The organism is Bernardetia aquimarina (assembly GCF_042180575.1).
GTDB lineage: Bacteria > Bacteroidota > Bacteroidia > Cytophagales > Bernardetiaceae > Bernardetia.
Window position 1 is genome coordinate 3389412 of the sequence record NZ_CP170094.1, and the last position, 15070, is coordinate 3404481.

Annotated in this window: 13 protein-coding genes; 6 read left to right on the forward strand and 7 right to left on the reverse strand. The window is 31.2% G+C overall.

Features of this window, described 5'->3' with window-relative positions:
* Positions 1 to 30 precede the first annotated feature (30 nt).
* Positions 31 to 1002 (reverse strand): hypothetical protein, encoded by a 972-nt coding sequence (locus ACE193_RS14415; protein WP_375558923.1) that lies wholly within the window; start codon positions 1000 to 1002, stop codon positions 31 to 33.
* A 57-nt stretch (positions 1003 to 1059) separates the two neighbouring features.
* Positions 1060 to 3615 carry a bifunctional UDP-N-acetylmuramoyl-tripeptide:D-alanyl-D-alanine ligase/alanine racemase gene (locus ACE193_RS14420; RefSeq protein ID WP_375558924.1) on the reverse strand — a complete coding sequence of 852 codons (2556 nt, stop codon included), beginning with the start codon at positions 3613 to 3615 and terminating at the stop codon, positions 1060 to 1062.
* 152 nt (positions 3616 to 3767) lie between these two features.
* Between ACE193_RS14420 and ACE193_RS14425 the strand changes: the two genes are divergently transcribed.
* From ACE193_RS14425 to ACE193_RS14435, 3 genes are all read left to right on the forward strand, one after another.
* Positions 3768 to 4382 carry a hypothetical protein gene (locus ACE193_RS14425; protein WP_375558925.1) on the forward strand — a complete coding sequence of 205 codons (615 nt, stop codon included), beginning with the start codon at positions 3768 to 3770 and terminating at the stop codon, positions 4380 to 4382.
* A 309-nt stretch (positions 4383 to 4691) separates the two neighbouring features.
* On the forward strand, positions 4692 to 5873 hold the full coding sequence (locus tag ACE193_RS14430) for a hypothetical protein (protein ID WP_375558926.1): 1182 nt from the start codon (positions 4692 to 4694) through the stop codon (positions 5871 to 5873).
* Positions 5874 to 5922: 49 nt separating this feature from the next.
* Positions 5923 to 6093: a DUF5522 domain-containing protein gene (locus ACE193_RS14435; protein WP_375558927.1), complete on the forward strand. Its 171-nt coding sequence runs from the start codon at positions 5923 to 5925 to the stop codon at positions 6091 to 6093.
* 23 nt (positions 6094 to 6116) lie between these two features.
* Here ACE193_RS14435 and ACE193_RS14440 read toward each other — a convergent pair whose 3' ends face one another.
* Entirely contained in the window at positions 6117 to 7070 is a 954-nt protein-coding gene (locus tag ACE193_RS14440; protein ID WP_375558928.1) for a hypothetical protein, read from the reverse strand.
* A 214-nt stretch (positions 7071 to 7284) separates the two neighbouring features.
* On the opposite strand from ACE193_RS14440, the gene egtD reads away from it, so the two are divergent.
* Positions 7285 to 8286, forward strand: coding sequence for an L-histidine N(alpha)-methyltransferase (gene egtD, locus ACE193_RS14445; protein ID WP_375558929.1), 1002 nt, complete (start codon positions 7285 to 7287; stop codon positions 8284 to 8286).
* A gap of 116 nt (positions 8287 to 8402) precedes the next feature.
* On the opposite strand, the gene ACE193_RS14450 is transcribed toward egtD, so the two are convergent.
* Positions 8403 to 9074, reverse strand: coding sequence for a hypothetical protein (locus ACE193_RS14450; RefSeq protein ID WP_375558930.1), 672 nt, complete (start codon positions 9072 to 9074; stop codon positions 8403 to 8405).
* A gap of 434 nt (positions 9075 to 9508) precedes the next feature.
* Between ACE193_RS14450 and rfaD the strand changes: the two genes are divergently transcribed.
* Complete coding sequence (gene rfaD / locus ACE193_RS14455) at positions 9509 to 10474, forward strand: ADP-glyceromanno-heptose 6-epimerase (RefSeq protein ID WP_375558931.1); 966 nt, start codon at positions 9509 to 9511, stop codon at positions 10472 to 10474.
* A gap of 78 nt (positions 10475 to 10552) precedes the next feature.
* Here rfaD and ACE193_RS14460 read toward each other — a convergent pair whose 3' ends face one another.
* From ACE193_RS14460 to ACE193_RS14470, 3 genes are all read right to left on the reverse strand, one after another.
* On the reverse strand, positions 10553 to 11062 hold the full coding sequence (locus ACE193_RS14460) for a Rod shape-determining protein MreD (protein WP_375558932.1): 510 nt from the start codon (positions 11060 to 11062) through the stop codon (positions 10553 to 10555).
* Between the two features lie 4 nt (positions 11063 to 11066).
* The gene (gene mreC, locus ACE193_RS14465; protein WP_375558933.1) at positions 11067 to 11987 is read right to left on the reverse strand and encodes a rod shape-determining protein MreC; all 921 of its coding nucleotides are present in this window, start codon (positions 11985 to 11987) and stop codon (positions 11067 to 11069) included.
* Positions 11988 to 12118: 131 nt separating this feature from the next.
* Positions 12119 to 13138, reverse strand: coding sequence for a rod shape-determining protein (locus tag ACE193_RS14470; protein WP_375558934.1), 1020 nt, complete (start codon positions 13136 to 13138; stop codon positions 12119 to 12121).
* Between the two features lie 645 nt (positions 13139 to 13783).
* On the opposite strand from ACE193_RS14470, the gene ACE193_RS14475 reads away from it, so the two are divergent.
* Positions 13784 to 15013, forward strand: a complete 1230-nt coding sequence (locus ACE193_RS14475; RefSeq protein WP_375558935.1) for a tetratricopeptide repeat protein — start codon at positions 13784 to 13786, stop codon at positions 15011 to 15013.
* The last annotated feature ends 57 nt before the right edge of the window (positions 15014 to 15070 follow it).

Here is a 15070-nt window from a genome sequence, read left to right on the forward strand (position 1 = left end):
GTTTTGGTGTGTGGACACTTTTTTATTGAGTTAATAAAATTCATACTCATCAACAAAGTGTAAAACTTCATTTCCACTCTTCCAAATATATCCTTTTATAAGTCCATTTGGATAGAAATAATAGGTATCACTTTCTGTATTTTTTGGAATAATATTACCAGCGTCATTATATTCAAATATTTCTTCTTCCCACTCTTTACTTTGAGAATTATAAACCAACTCTTTGATTTTTTGTCCTTTTTTGTTGTATTCATATTTTTTGTGATAATTCTCTCTATTTCCATAGGAAGTACTTTGAGCTTTTTCTTCTACTAAACTTCCTTTTTTGTCATAACTATAATCTATTATTGTTTCTGGTTTATTTGGAAGAGTAATAAAAACTGTTTTTTTCTGAATTAGATTTTTCTTTTTGTCATAAGAATAAGTAGTAATATAATCTTGTGAAGATGCTCCAAGTTTAGAATTTCTACGATGCGAATTTCCTTCTTCTTCTTTTAATGTTCCCTTTTCATACGTGTAAGTAATAGTCTGATTGGGTTTGCTCTCATCAAATTCTTTTTCACCAAAAGTATATTCTCGTTTCTTTATCAATTTTCCTTTTTTATTGTATGTATAAAGTCTTCGCTCATGAATTGGGTCATCTCCAAACATAGCAAGATATTCATTATCACCTTCATTGAAAATTTTTTGCCACGTAGTAGATTCTATCAAATTTTTATCATCATCATATTTATAGTTGGTAGTACGAGAGTATTTTACGACATCAAAAAAGACATAAAAATAATGTTCTTTTAATCTTCTATCTTCATGATAATCACTTTTTAAATATAGTTTAGGTTTAGACTGTGTAGTATCTTCAGACTTATAATAAACTGTTTTTCTTGTCTTGACTTTCAGTTCTTTTAGAAGCGATTTTTCATTGTTAGTAACTTGCCCAAAAGAAAATTGAGTAACAAATAAAAAAGCAATAAAAATGATATAAACTATTGTTTGGTTTAGCATAACTTTGAATAATGAAATTGTGTATTAGAAATTAACTGATTACTGGTAACTGACCTCTTAGTCTGCATAAAAAATCCGTTTCACACGCTCACTTACATTAGTCAAAATCTCATACGGAATGGTATTTATGGTATCAGCAAGGTCTGTAACAGTTGGATATTCTCCAAAAATAATTACTTCATCGCCTTCTTTTGCATCTTCAATTTCGGTTACGTCCACCATACACATATCCATACAAATATTTCCAATCGTAGGCGCAAGTTCTCCATGCAAATAAACTTTCCCAACTCCATTTCCAAAACGCCTATCATAACCGTCAGCATAACCAATCGCAATAGTAGCAATTTTTGAGATACGCTCTACTCGTCCTTTTCGTGAATAGCCTACACTATCGCTTGGATGAACTACTTTTATTTGTGAAATTGTTGCTTTTAGTGAACTAATAGGCAATAAATATTCTTGTGCTTTTTTGGAAGCATCAACACCATACAATCCCAAACCCAAACGTACCATCTCAAAATGTGCATTTTTGAAGCGAATAATTCCTGCTGAATTGACGGCATGACGAAGGAAAGAATAACCTAATTGATTCTCCAATTCGGCAGCCCATTCTTCAAATTCTTTGATTTGCTGATTCGAAAAATCATCCATTGTTTCATCGTCTGAAGCTGCAAGGTGCGTAAAAACACTAGCCACTTCTAAAGATTCTCCTACCGAATGAATCAAATCTAATAAAATAGGTAAGTCATTAGTAGCAAAACCCAAACGGCTCATTCCTGTATCTAATTTCAAATGGATTTTGAAGACATCTTTTACATCTGCTCCAAACTCTGCCAAATTCAAATGATAGGTTTTTTCTTTTGCATACTCTACATATCTTTTGAGTGTTGCAACACTATAAATTTCGGGTTCTAGGTTATGAACAAACATTTTTTCAAAACTATCTACCGACGGATTCATGACCATAATTGGTGTTCTGATTCCTTCATTTCTGAGTGCAATTCCTTCATCTACATACGCCACAGCCAAATAATCTACTCTATGATATTGCAACAGATGAGCAATTTCGAAATTTGTTCCACTTCCATATCCAAAGGCTTTTACCATTGCCATCACTCTTGTTCTAGGAGAAATAAGTGAACGGAAATAATCCAAATTATGCGCTAAGTTATTGAGATTGATTTCTAGTTTTGTGCCGTGTACTTTTAGCTCTAACGCATCTACAATTTTCTCAAACTCAAATCTTCTTGCTCCTTTTATCAAAATGGCTTCATTGCCAAAACGAATATCTCCATCAGCAAAATCACTCAAAAAATCTTCTGTGGTGGCAAAAAACTCTGCATCAATAAGTGTCTCTGTATCTGGAATAAGTGTTCTTTTGATATTTTCTCCAACAGCAATAACACGTTCTACTCCTTTTTTGGCGCAGAGTTGAAATATCTTTTCATATAATCCTTTTTGATTTTCTTCTGGCATGTCCGACAAAATAACTGTTCGTTTTGGCTTATTACTTTGTTGTAACAAAAAATCTAAGGCTACATTTAGTCCTGCAAAATCATTATTATAGGTGTCATCAATCAAGCTACAATTAAAAAGACCTTGTTTGAGTTCAAGACGCATTTCTACGGCTTTTAGCTTATTTATTTTTTCTTGAATTTCCTTTTCTTTATACTCAAAAAGTAGCATCGTAACAATACAATGCAAACAGTTTTCTACATGAGCAGGATTAGAAAAAGGCAAGTAAAAATTGAGTTTTTTGTCAGTATGAGGGTCATATAATCCAACATTTACACCTCCAACATTCGGGTCAAGATAGCGCATATCGACAGCAGAAGGATAGATAGCAACATCTTGAGTAGTCCAACCAAAAAAATGAGGGTCGCCTTTTCGTTCCTTCAAATAAAGAATTGCTGTATTGACTGCTGAATAAATATCTCTTGAAATCAAGAATTTACAATGCTCAAATAGTTTTGCTTTTTCGGTAGCTTTTTCTATTCGACTTTCAAAACCCTCATCATGTGCGCTTCCTAAATTGGTGAAAATTCCGATGTTAGGCTGGATGATAGGTTCTAAATATTCCATTTCCCCAGGTTGAGAAATTCCTGCTTCAAAAATGGCAAGTGTATGTTCTTCTGAAAGCTCCCAAACTGAAAGAGGAACACCAATTTGAGAATTATAACTTTTCGGACTTTTGATAATTTGAAAACTATCCGACAAAAGCTGAGACAACCATTCTTTTATTATCGTTTTTCCATTACTCCCTGTGATTCCGATAACAGGAAGTTTAAACTGTTTTCTGTGATGTGCAGCCAATTCTTGTAAGGCACGAATACTGTTTTTGACAAGCAAAAAATGCGCTCCCTCTGCCTCTTCCTCATTTCTAAAATGCCTTAAAGCTGCTGCTTCATCTTCAATTATAAAATATCGAACGCCTTTATTATACAAACTTGTAATAAAATTATGTCCGTCTTGACGTTTTCCTTTTATGGCAAAAAATATAGTATCGTGTGGAATGGCAAGTTTTCGGCTATCTGTCAAGAGCTGTTTGTGACGAAACTCTTTGTAATAATCAGTAATATAAGCGACACGAGTAACAAGTGAAGAATTAGGCATACAATCTATTTTGGTATAATTTGGTTGCTTTCAGTTTAGAACGAAAAGATACGAAATTTTGGAGTATCTACAGTTTGTTTGTTTTGAAATTCATTTAAAATGAAAAAAATTACTTAAATTCATTAAAATTTAATTAACCTAATATTTCAGTTATGAATTTAGAAGAATACAGAGAATATTATAAAAAAAGACTTGGAGAAGCATATAGTAAGTTTTACGACGATGAGATGATGAAAAAATCTTATCAAGATTATAAAGAGGCTATCAACAACGCAGAGTATTTAGAAGTTAATACAAGTAAACATGTTGAAAAGCTAATCAATAGAATGGAGGTAGATTTACCGAATGAAAATGAAGTAGCTTTGTTTGTTATGCCTTCTTTTGAAGATATGTTTTATTTAAAAATAGATAAAGAAAAAATAGTAAAAACAAGTGTAGATAGAAATATTCCATTTAAACACAAACCTATTAAAACGCAAATACTAAAGGAAAGAGGGAAAAATATTGAAGCAAAAGAAGTAGATTATTTAGTTGATAGTATTACCAATGCAGTAAAAGAAGCTAAAGTCTCTAAAAGAGGAGGTGCTGGATTAGATGGGACAGATTATTTTTTTATTGCAAAAATAGAAAATGAAGTAAGAATATGTAAAAAATGGTCGCCTTATAAAAAGTCAAAAATAGGAATGCTTTTATCTGAAATACAAAAACATATTGACTTTGTTTTTTATGATTTTGGCGACGACGAAACAACAATTAGATTAGCATAAAAATTGATTTCGAATAATTGATTACTAACTTACATACTACTAGAGATTTTCAAATAAATAGGTCAGTCCCAGAGGGCAGACCGTCTATAAAACTAAAAATAAGCAGGATTGACTATAAACGGTCTGCTCTACGAGGTAACCTATACAGTAATTAATAAAATGTCTAGTAGTATACTAACTTATTTTAATTCCCAAAAAGTCATTTAGCTAATTTCTGAAAAATTAATAGTGCAAAAATTTTCAAATCAAAACCCTACCTTCAAAAATTCCGTTTATTTGCTAAACTTACTATTTGGGTATAAAACTTATATGAAAAACGATACAAAAGACGATTTTAGCAGTTTAGATTTGTCTAAATTCAAAAAACAGAATAATAATAAAGAAAATGTACTCATTCCACTTTCCAAACAATCAAGAAATGGAAATAGTGATGACGACAAACAAAAGCAAAGCACACACGCAGAACGTGTTTATAAATTTCGTATGCAGCGTTTGCAGTACATCAAAAAGGATATTGGTACGACTAGAAACCAAATAGAAAAGGCTCGTCATCACGTCCGTAAAGATTTAATGCCTATTATTGATAGAATTGCTACTCAAAAATTTGAGTTTGTGCGTATCTTGGATGAAGCATATCAAAAAGAGTTTTTTACGTTCAAACAAAAAGAACATATCAGAAAATTGATTGAAGACCGTAGTCATCAACTTTTACAGCAGTATCGTTTTGAGCCTGCTCGCAAAATGTATAAAAAGTATGTCAAACACAATCGAAATTTGGATACTGATGTCTTTAATTCAGCAAGTGATGTCGCTAAGGAATTTGCAGAAGCAGTCAATGATTTACTTTTTGATTGGCGAAAAAATAGAGAGAAAAACAAAAAGCGTTTTGATATAAATGAAGACTCTGACAACCCAAATGCAGACAACGATGAAAATGGAGGATTTAGAATAGAAGATTTTGATACAGGAAATAAAAAGCGTGTGGTATTTCATTCGGACAAAAAAAATAAACCATTTGATACTGCACAAGCTTTGCGTATTCTTTATACTCGTCTTGCAAAAGATTTACATCCCGATTTGGAGCAAGATGAAAAAAGAAAAGTAGAAAAAAATGATGTCATGCGTCGTCTGACAGAAGCCTATAAAAATGAAGATTTGTATGAACTTTTACAGATTCAGTTTGAATATAATGCTGATAATTCAGAAAATTACACTGATGCACTCCCAGAAGAACAATTAAGAGTAATCAATGAAACGCTACTTTCTCAAATTAAGAAATTACAAGAAGAGTATAAAGAAATGACTGTCTTTGGAGAAGATGCAATTTTGTATCGTCAGTTTTGCGCTCCTAATGACCCAAAAGGCGAACTAACAAATATAAAAGTTAATCGTCATAAAGAACAATTAGTTTTTGAGCTTTTAGATTTGAAAGATGAAATGCAAATCGTACTAAATAAAGAAAAATTTGAAAAATATTTGAAGGAGTTATAGAATAATTTCTACCAAATTCTATTAAACAATTTTAATAAAAAATGTAACCATGTTCGAAAAACCATTACCTACAATAGAAAAAGGAGATTATTATTTTAATGACGAAGGATTGATGGTTTTTACAGAGCAGTATCATTTAAAAAGAGGATATTGCTGTAAAAACATATGTTTAAATTGTCCTTGGGAGTACAAAAGACAGAAACAAAAAGATAAAAAGTAGAATAAAGGAAGTCAAGAATTACATTAATAACTTTCTCTTATTAGCATATAATCATCTTCTACATTGAGAGTTGTATCTTTAAACTGAAGAGAATTGTCCAATAACATAAAATCTTTTACGATATAAATATCTCCTTCCCAAGTTTTATGAAACTCACCTGATTCGTCATAACTACTTGTCCAAGTTGTAAACAAAACACGCCCTTCTCCTTGATTATTAACCATTACTTTCTGAAAATCTGTTTTCATAGATAAATAATTATACAACATCGGTACGCTCATTCCATAAAAAATTTGTGAATTATACGTTTTTCCTTCTTCAACTACTCTGAATTCAGATTTTACATATAGTTTACCATTACTATAAGGAAAATTAATCACTTCTTTGTTTAGATACTCCTTAGAGTGAAAATCTATAACTCGGTGTTGCAAGAGCCACGTTTTGGCTTCTAGGCTAAGTAAGGCTGTATTCCAAATCAAAGGTAATGTAGTTTCTAATTTCCAAAAGTCTAGTTCTACATCTGAATATGCATCAGAACCTAATGCACAATCCTTACATTTTTTAGCAATAACATCGTGATAGGTTTCAAGACTATCTTTTAGTAAACCTTGAGCATTTTGAGATAAAAAAAGTGTTTCGTTATTTGTTGCTGAATTAGAATTTGATTCTATCATTTCTTGCCGAAAAGCATCAATACGTTCTCTCAACGATTGACTTTTTTCGTAGGCATATTCCATACTTTGAAGATGTATTAATGAATCTCCTTGTGCATTTTGCCAGTTTGTTTTGAAATATCCAATTTTATTTTTGTCTTGTTGATAAAGACCAAAAAAACCTCTCAAACGTTTATTTGATTGCTCTACTAAGGCTGTTGTTTTGTCAAAAGTTTGTTTGCGTGAAAAAATATCATACGCCAAACTTAGCGAAATAACAATAACCAAAATCCATGATACCAACGGAAGAGTAGTTTTTTTCATAAACTAGAAACAAAAATGAGGGAGTTAAAGTCAAATATATACACTTTTTCAAAAAGTCTGTATTCCAAAAATACATATTTGAACAATAGTAACCAAAAGAATGAATAGATTTTGTAAATCAAATTTTTAATTAAAAAGTGAACCAAAATTGATTCTATAAGTTAGCAGAAGTATAAAATTAATGTCGTTATTTTTTGTCTAAACCTCTATCATTTTGACTTCTTCTACTCTAAACTCTGGACTAACAAATCAATTCTCTCCCTTCGAAAAAGATATTTTAGAAGGATTAGAAGCTACTCCAAAAAAACTTTCCTCTAAATATTTTTATGATGATGAAGGTAGTAAATTGTTTCAATCCATTATGAATTTACCAGAGTATTATCTTACTCGTAGTGAATATGAAATATTTGAATCATATAAAGAAAATCTATACAACCAGTTTTCAAAAGATACTCAAACATTTAATCTAATAGAGTTAGGAGCAGGTGACGGACTCAAAACACAGGTTTTACTTTCTCATTTTGTAGAAAGAACTCTTCCTTTTTCTTATTTGCCTATTGATATTTCGGCAGAAGCACTTCATCAATTAAAAACAAGATTTAATAAAACTATTCCTTCTCTTAATTTTGAAGGAATTAAAGGCGAATATTTTGAAGCATTAGCACAATTAAAAAATAAAAAGGAATCTTCTAAAAAAGAAGTTACAAGAAATATTGTTCTCTTTTTGGGTTCGAATATTGGAAATTTTGGAAACGAACAAAGTTTAAATTTCCTCAAACAATTAGCTGATAATCTAACCACAGATGATTATTTACTTTTGGGTTTTGACCTCAAAAAACATCCACAAGTTATCAAAATGGCGTATGATGATGCTACTGGAGTAACTAAGGCATTCAATTTAAACCTTTTAAAGAGAATAAATAGAGAATTAAATGCAAATTTTAATATCGAAAAGTTTGATTTTTACTCTACTTATATGCCCGAAACAGGCGAGGTCAGAAGTTATATTGTAAGTGCAGCCAAACAAAAAATAATTTTAAAGAAATTAAATAAAACAATACAATTTGAGTGGGGGGAAACTATTCATACTGAAATTTCTAAAAAATACAGTGCTAATCAAATGAAAGAAATTACAACAGAGGCAGGCTTTGAGTTTGTAGAGTCTTATACTGATTGTAAAGGGTATTTTATGGATATGCTTTTGAGAGTAAAATAAAAGCAACAAAAAAAGTCATTTACAGAAGATAGATTGTAAATGACTTTTTATTATTTTTAGCGATATAGAATTCTGAATGTTATTGATTTCTAATTTTTTTTATACTTCTAGCTTTTTTAGGTTGCATATCTGATAGTTGCCTTATAATTACCAGTTAGGTCACAGCCTTGCATATCCAGTTCTATCATTCCAGTTCCAAAGAACAAGTACGTTTTCTTTCTCCAAGAACCATCTTTTTTCTCCATAAAGAGCGTTATTTCTACTTGCCCACCATTTGGAGAATAAACATATCCTTTTTCTGCTTTTGCACCAACATCAGTACCCTCACAAGGCAATTTATCTACTTTGAAGACCTTAAACTTTGGTGTTTGGTCTTTTTGTTTGTGCATTTCTTCTACTTTGTAGGTATCAGGAAAAGAGCAAGTTCCATCATCTTGAAAACAAGCAAAGGCATAATAATTTCCAGTATAATTACAATCAGAAAGTTTGAGTTCAATAAACCCTGCTCCTTGTCTTGTATATTCTTTTTTCTGCCAGTAACCTGCTTTCGTTTGTACATATACAGCTACTACTACCCAATCAGCAGAACGGGTACTGACATAGCCTCTATCAAAACTACAACCTCCTTGTTTACAACCATTTGGAGTACTGCGTTCGGTAAGTTTAAATTGAGGTTTTTCAGTTATTTCCACAACCTTACTTTCTGTATTTACAGGTAAATTTGAGGTAGGTAAAGTGAAAAAACTCCAATTAAAAATTAAAAGTAATGAGTAAAAAAGCAATTGCATACGTGAGTGATATTTATAATAAGGTCTTAGTTTCTTGTTCAAAAATACACCAAAAATCAATACTTTACTAATAACTCGTTAAAATTCTATAAAAGTCAATTAAAATAATGGCTAAATTTATAGTTCGTTTGTTAGTAGGTCTTTTTTATCAAATGAGGTGTTAGTATCAAAATAGCAAACAAAGTACCTATTTTGGTTTTTACTACTTAAAATGTTTCTCATTCGACGTATCTATGAAAATCTTTGCTGTATGGCTTTCAAATTAGGTTTAGTATCCTTATTTTTGATTTTCGTTTGTTTATTTAAAGTTAATAAAAAACGAGCAATACATAAATTATTATTTATTGATAAATTAACTGACAAAACAAGCAAAATATAGTCAAATAGATACTTATTTTGTTCTAATTCGTCCTACATACAAAAATATAATACAAATGATTGTAGTAACAGGTGCAGCAGGTTTTATTGGTAGCGCATTAATTAGTCGTCTTTTAGAAGCTGGTTATGGTGATATCATCGCCGTAGATGATTTTTCATTTATCGAAAAAAACAAAAATTTAGCAGAAAAGCAAATTAATCAGCGTATAGAACGTGAAGAATTCTTCGATTGGTTGAAAGAAAATTACATCGACGTAGAATTTATCTTTCATATTGGCGCACGCACAGATACTACGGAGTTTGATTATAGTATTTTTGAGCATTTGAATGTTGATTATAGCAAAAAAATGTGGAAGTTGTGTTCTGATTATTCTATTCCATTGGTGTATGCGTCTTCGGCTGCTACGTATGGTGCAGGAGAATATGGTTATGAAGATGATGAAAGTCGAATTCCTCTTTTAAAGCCTCTCAATCCGTATGGAGAATCAAAACAAAAATTTGATATTTGGGCATTAGAACAAGATAAAACACCTCCTTTTTGGGCTGGCTTAAAATTTTTTAATGTATATGGTCCTAATGAGTTTCATAAAGGGCGTATGGCTTCAGTGATTTTTCATACCTATCATCAGATTCTGAAAACAGGAAAAATGAACCTTTTCCGTTCTCATAATCCTAATTTTAAAGATGGGGAACAACTTCGTGATTTTGTTTATGTAAAAGATTTGATAGAAGTATGTTTGTTTTTGATGAATCAACAGCCTAAATCAGCTATTTATAATTTGGGAAGTGGCACAGCACGTACTTTTTTAGATTTAGTAAAAAATACATTTTATGCTCTTGACAAAATTCCTGAAATAGGTTTTGTAGATACACCTATTGATATTCGTGATAAATACCAATATTATACACAGGCTGATATGCAAAAACTAAAAAGTGCAGGTTACACCAAAAAATTTCATACACTAGAAGAAGGAGTAGAAGATTATGTCAAAAATTATTTGATAGAAAATAAGTATTACTAAAAAATATGATATTTTTACAAATCAAAAAAAAAACACCTAGAGTAATAATTTTAGGTGTTTCTTATTAAAATCAATGTTTTATCTATTTCTATAAAATAAAAATTGTCCAATTACAAGTACAAACAAACTCAAAACTGTACTTGCTAAGATGACAAAAAAGTTAGAAATCCAAAGTGAAAAATTACTTCCTTGTATCAAAAATAAAATAGCGTGGTGAAGTAGTAAGGTAATTCCTCCATAGATGACAAACCAGTTAAACCCCAGTTTGGAAAGTGTGGGCTTTTCTACATTATCATAACCTCCACTAGGTCGCAAAAACTGCAAAAGAGAAGGACGAATAAAAGCAATGATAACCATTGTTGCAGCATGAACGCCAGCCGTATCATAAAAAATATCTACAGCTAATCCCATACTAAAGCCCAAAAGTAAAAGTGTTGTAAGACTTGTTTCGATAGGAAGTAACAACAAAAAGCCTACATAGACAAAACAAAAAGCTGTATCAAAAAGAGCTACATTTCTGAAAAGTAACACTTGAAGAAGCCAATAAATAAAAAAACTTATAATTTGAGTAATCGTACTTGGGTTCATTTTTTTACTTTTCTATCGTAACTTGTTCTAAAGAATCAATTTCTGGTTTGTATTGATTTTCAATGATATAGACATATGAAAGTGTTGTAAAATCAGTTGCCAAACGCATACGTACTTCATTAAAGTTTCCCTTGGCAGAAGTAAAATTAACTTCTTCTATATAACCAACCAAAAATTCTTTTGGATAAAAATTATTTTCTACACTCGTAACTACCGTATCACCTACTTTTATATCCTTTGCAGAAGTATATAAAAGATTTGAGTTTCGATAATCTATTCCATCCCATTGTGTGGTTGCATTTACGCCATTGCGTTTTATCTGTGAAGCCACTTGATAATCAATATGTAGAATACTTCTGACCGTTGCATAATTACTAGAAACAGCTTCTATTTTTCCTACAATTCCAGAGCCTGTAATTACTCCCATTCCTTTTTTTATTCCTTGTTTGCTTCCTTTATTGATTGTCAAGAAATTTCTTTCTAATAAATAAGAATGCTTAATGACTTTAGCAGGAATAAGTTGATATTCAGAAACAGATAAAAGTTGGAGTGAATCTAAATCTTCAAATTTTTCAGACAAGGAAACAAATCTCAAACTATCCTTTTGTTTTTGATTAAAGTTTAGATAGAGTTTATCGAAGGCAAGAGTATCCTCAACTTGATTTTTGCGTATCTGTGAAGCTAAAAGTGAATGAAGTTTTGCATTTTCTTCTAAAAGTCGTTCGTTTTCATCTTTTAAGTTCCAACGAGTAGCTATCCAGTTTTGCATATTCAAACTCGTTCCGACTACCGAACTCGCTGAAGTAAGTACTACAATTCGTTGATATGTATTGTGATTTACAATCAACCAAAAACAAACTGCTTCTAGTAAAAGAAAAAGCAAAAAATTACGAAACCGATAAAGAAAATTAATTAATTCTTTCACTTTGTATAATCATTTTTAAACACAGAGTTTCAGAGAACACAGAGAATGAAACTTGATAAAACAGCGAAGCCAAGTACAATTTTTAGAATATTACTTCTTAATTCATACTTCTGACCTCTAACTTTATTGAATTAGTCTAATAAAACAGGTTTAAAACGAGCAACATCATTGAGAGCAATCCCTGTTCCACGGACTACGGCACGTAAAGGGTCTTCTGCAATATGAATAGGAAGTTTTGTTTTGAGAGAAAGACGTTTGTCAAGTCCACGCAAAAGCGCACCACCACCTGTCAGATAAATACCATTTTCATAAATATCAGCAGCTAATTCTGGAGGAGTAATCTCAAGAGCTTTCAAAACAGCCTCTTCAATCTTAGAAATAGATTTATCTAATGAAAAAGCAATCTCGCTATACGATACTTTTACTACTTTCGGAATACCTGTCATTAAATCTCGTCCACGTACTTCATAATCGTCTGGTGCATTTTCAAGCTCCGACATAGCAGCTCCTACTTCAATTTTGATACGTTCTGCCGAGCGTTCTCCAATCAAAAGATTATGCTGACGACGCATATAATCTAAAATATCTTTGTTGAAAACGTCACCTGCTGTACGTATAGATTGGTCACAAACAATACCTGAAAGTGCAATAACGGCAATTTCGGTTGTTCCACCTCCAATATCTACAATCATTGAACCGACAGGCTGTTCAATATCAATACCAATACCAATCGCTGCTGCAATTGGTTCTTTTATCATATAGACTTGTTTTGCACCTGCTTGTTCGGCAGATTCTTTTACAGCACGTTTTTCTACTTCTGTAATACCAGAAGGAATGCAAATTACGATTCGGTTAGAAAGATTAAAACGACTGCGTTCTATCATCTTGATAAGTCCTTTTATCATTTGTTGAGCAGCATCAAAATCAGCAATTACGCCATCCCGAAGAGGACGAATAGTGCGAATATCTTCGTGAGTTTTTTCGTGCATTTGCATGGCTTTTCTTCCAATAGCCATTACTTTTCCAGTACGTTTGTCAAGAGCAATAATAGAAGGTTCATCTACAACGATTTTCCCTCTATGAATAATTAATGTGTTAGCTGTGCCTAAGTCAATGGCAATATCGCTAGTAAATACGTCAAAGAAACCCATAAAATAGAGTGAGTAGCAGGATTGTTTCTTTATTTTATTACAACAAAAAAGTTATTTAATAAAATAAATGGAAATATTTTTTATTATAAACTTACTTCGTATTGAAGTAAATTGAAATTCTAATTAGACTAAATCTAACATACATCAAAATAAAAATATTTTTATTTTGATGAGTTTTGATTTAATGATTTGTTTGTGCTGTTGTTAGCTATTGATTTTGAGAAATTTACCTCTGAAAAGAGGATTCTATAAAATCATGTGCAAAATTAGAGAATTTAAACGGAAATCAAACTTATTTTGTGCTTTTTTGAGTAAAAATAGCATAGAAGTTTTGTAATTCTACTAAAATGAGTTCTTTTTAAAGAAATTATTGTGATTATCTTGTGCAAATACTAAAAACATTCAAAATTTGGTGCGATTAACCTAGTAGTGTAGTAGTGAAGGTGTAATAATCAATTTATCCCAAAATAACATTCATCTCTAACTTTTTACAATCTGACTTCTAACTTTATTATTTGGTATGGTTTTGTTATTTAGAGTAGTTATAAATAATGATTTTACTTTATCTAAAAGACTTTTTTAGAGTTTAAGTAAAAACAATTTATTTCAAGATGCCCATCTCACTCACTAATATTCTATCAAGCAATGAAAAATTTACCTTATATTCTCATTCTCTTATTTTTTTTATTTTATCCATTTACTTATCAAACTGCAAAAGCACAAGATTTGCCTCATCCAGATAGTGTCGAAATGCTCATCACAAGTATGGCAATGCAAATTGAAGCTACACAAGGGCTAAACGATATGTACAATTTTGAGTTTAGAAGTGCCGAAAGTCAGTTTCAATGGATAAAAAAGCGTTATCCTGAACATCCATTAGGTTATTTTTTGATGGGGTTGAGTAATTTTTGGAAAATGATGCCTAATGAAGACGAAAAAGCCTATGATGGAATTTTTAATAAATACATGGATTCTACTATTATTTATGCCGAAAAAATATTTGATGATGCTGAAAAAAAATCTCCCAAACAAATAGAAGCTGCCTTTTTTTTATCGGCTGCTTATGCTTTCAAAGGACGTTTAGAATCAAATAGAAGGAATTGGACGGCTGCCACTATTGCAGGAAAACGAGCCTTGAATTATTTAGAAGATGCTAGAGGATATGGCGATTTGAGTCCAGAACTGCTTTTTGGAGATGGTCTTTATAACTATTATGTAGAATGGATTCCTGAAAATTATGGAGAGCTAAAACCTATTTTTTGGTTTTTCAAAGATGGTGACAAAGCAAAAGGAATAAAACAATTAGAAGAAGTAACAGCAGAAGGATTTTATACCAAAACAGAAGCTCAAACTTTTTTGATTCGTATTTATGATAGTGAAGCCAAAGAAGATCCAATGTATAGAGAAAAAGCATTGAATTTAGCAGGATATTTACATCAAATTTATCCAAAAAACGCCTTTTTTCATCGCCAATATCTAAAGCTTTTATATCTAACAGGTGATGGAAATAAAACTATCGAAGAATCTAAAAAAGCCTTAGAACTTATCGAACAAAATGCCTTTGGTTACGAGGGAACAATCGGACGTTATGCAGCATTTTTCTTAGGTTCGCATAATTTTAGAGCATTGAGAAATTATGATGAGGCAAAAAAATATCTCAAAAAAGCTGTAGAATTTGGAGAAAGTGCAGATGCACAAGACTCTGGATATTATTTGTTCTCTTTGGCTTATTTAGGTCAAATTGCTCACATAGAAAAAGATTATATGGCTGCAAAAGGCTATTATGAAAAAATAAAAGACCACGCAGACCGAAAACACTCCACCAAGAAAGAAGCAAAAGAATATTTGAGAGAAAATAGAAAATTATTTAAATAAGAATTATTCAAAACTTCATTTGCTTATATTCCGTTAAGAATTTATTATACAATAAAT

Excerpts from the sequence above, each read along its gene's own strand:
- rfaD (WP_375558931.1), top strand. The coding sequence starts at position 9,509 with ATGATTGTAGTAACAGGTGCAGCAGGTTTTATTGGTAGCGCATTAATT.
- ACE193_RS14430 (WP_375558926.1), top strand. The coding sequence starts at position 4,692 with ATGAAAAACGATACAAAAGACGATTTTAGCAGTTTAGATTTGTCTAAA.
- ACE193_RS14435 (WP_375558927.1), top strand. The coding sequence starts at position 5,923 with ATGTTCGAAAAACCATTACCTACAATAGAAAAAGGAGATTATTATTTT.
- ACE193_RS14420 (WP_375558924.1), bottom strand. The coding sequence starts at position 3,615 with ATGCCTAATTCTTCACTTGTTACTCGTGTCGCTTATATTACTGATTAT.
- ACE193_RS14450 (WP_375558930.1), bottom strand. The coding sequence starts at position 9,074 with ATGCAATTGCTTTTTTACTCATTACTTTTAATTTTTAATTGGAGTTTT.
- ACE193_RS14460 (WP_375558932.1), bottom strand. The coding sequence starts at position 11,062 with ATGAACCCAAGTACGATTACTCAAATTATAAGTTTTTTTATTTATTGG.
- ACE193_RS14440 (WP_375558928.1), bottom strand. The coding sequence starts at position 7,070 with ATGAAAAAAACTACTCTTCCGTTGGTATCATGGATTTTGGTTATTGTT.
- ACE193_RS14425 (WP_375558925.1), top strand. The coding sequence starts at position 3,768 with ATGAATTTAGAAGAATACAGAGAATATTATAAAAAAAGACTTGGAGAA.
- ACE193_RS14415 (WP_375558923.1), bottom strand. The coding sequence starts at position 1,002 with ATGCTAAACCAAACAATAGTTTATATCATTTTTATTGCTTTTTTATTT.
- ACE193_RS14475 (WP_375558935.1), top strand. The coding sequence starts at position 13,784 with ATGAAAAATTTACCTTATATTCTCATTCTCTTATTTTTTTTATTTTAT.
- ACE193_RS14470 (WP_375558934.1), bottom strand. The coding sequence starts at position 13,138 with ATGGGTTTCTTTGACGTATTTACTAGCGATATTGCCATTGACTTAGGC.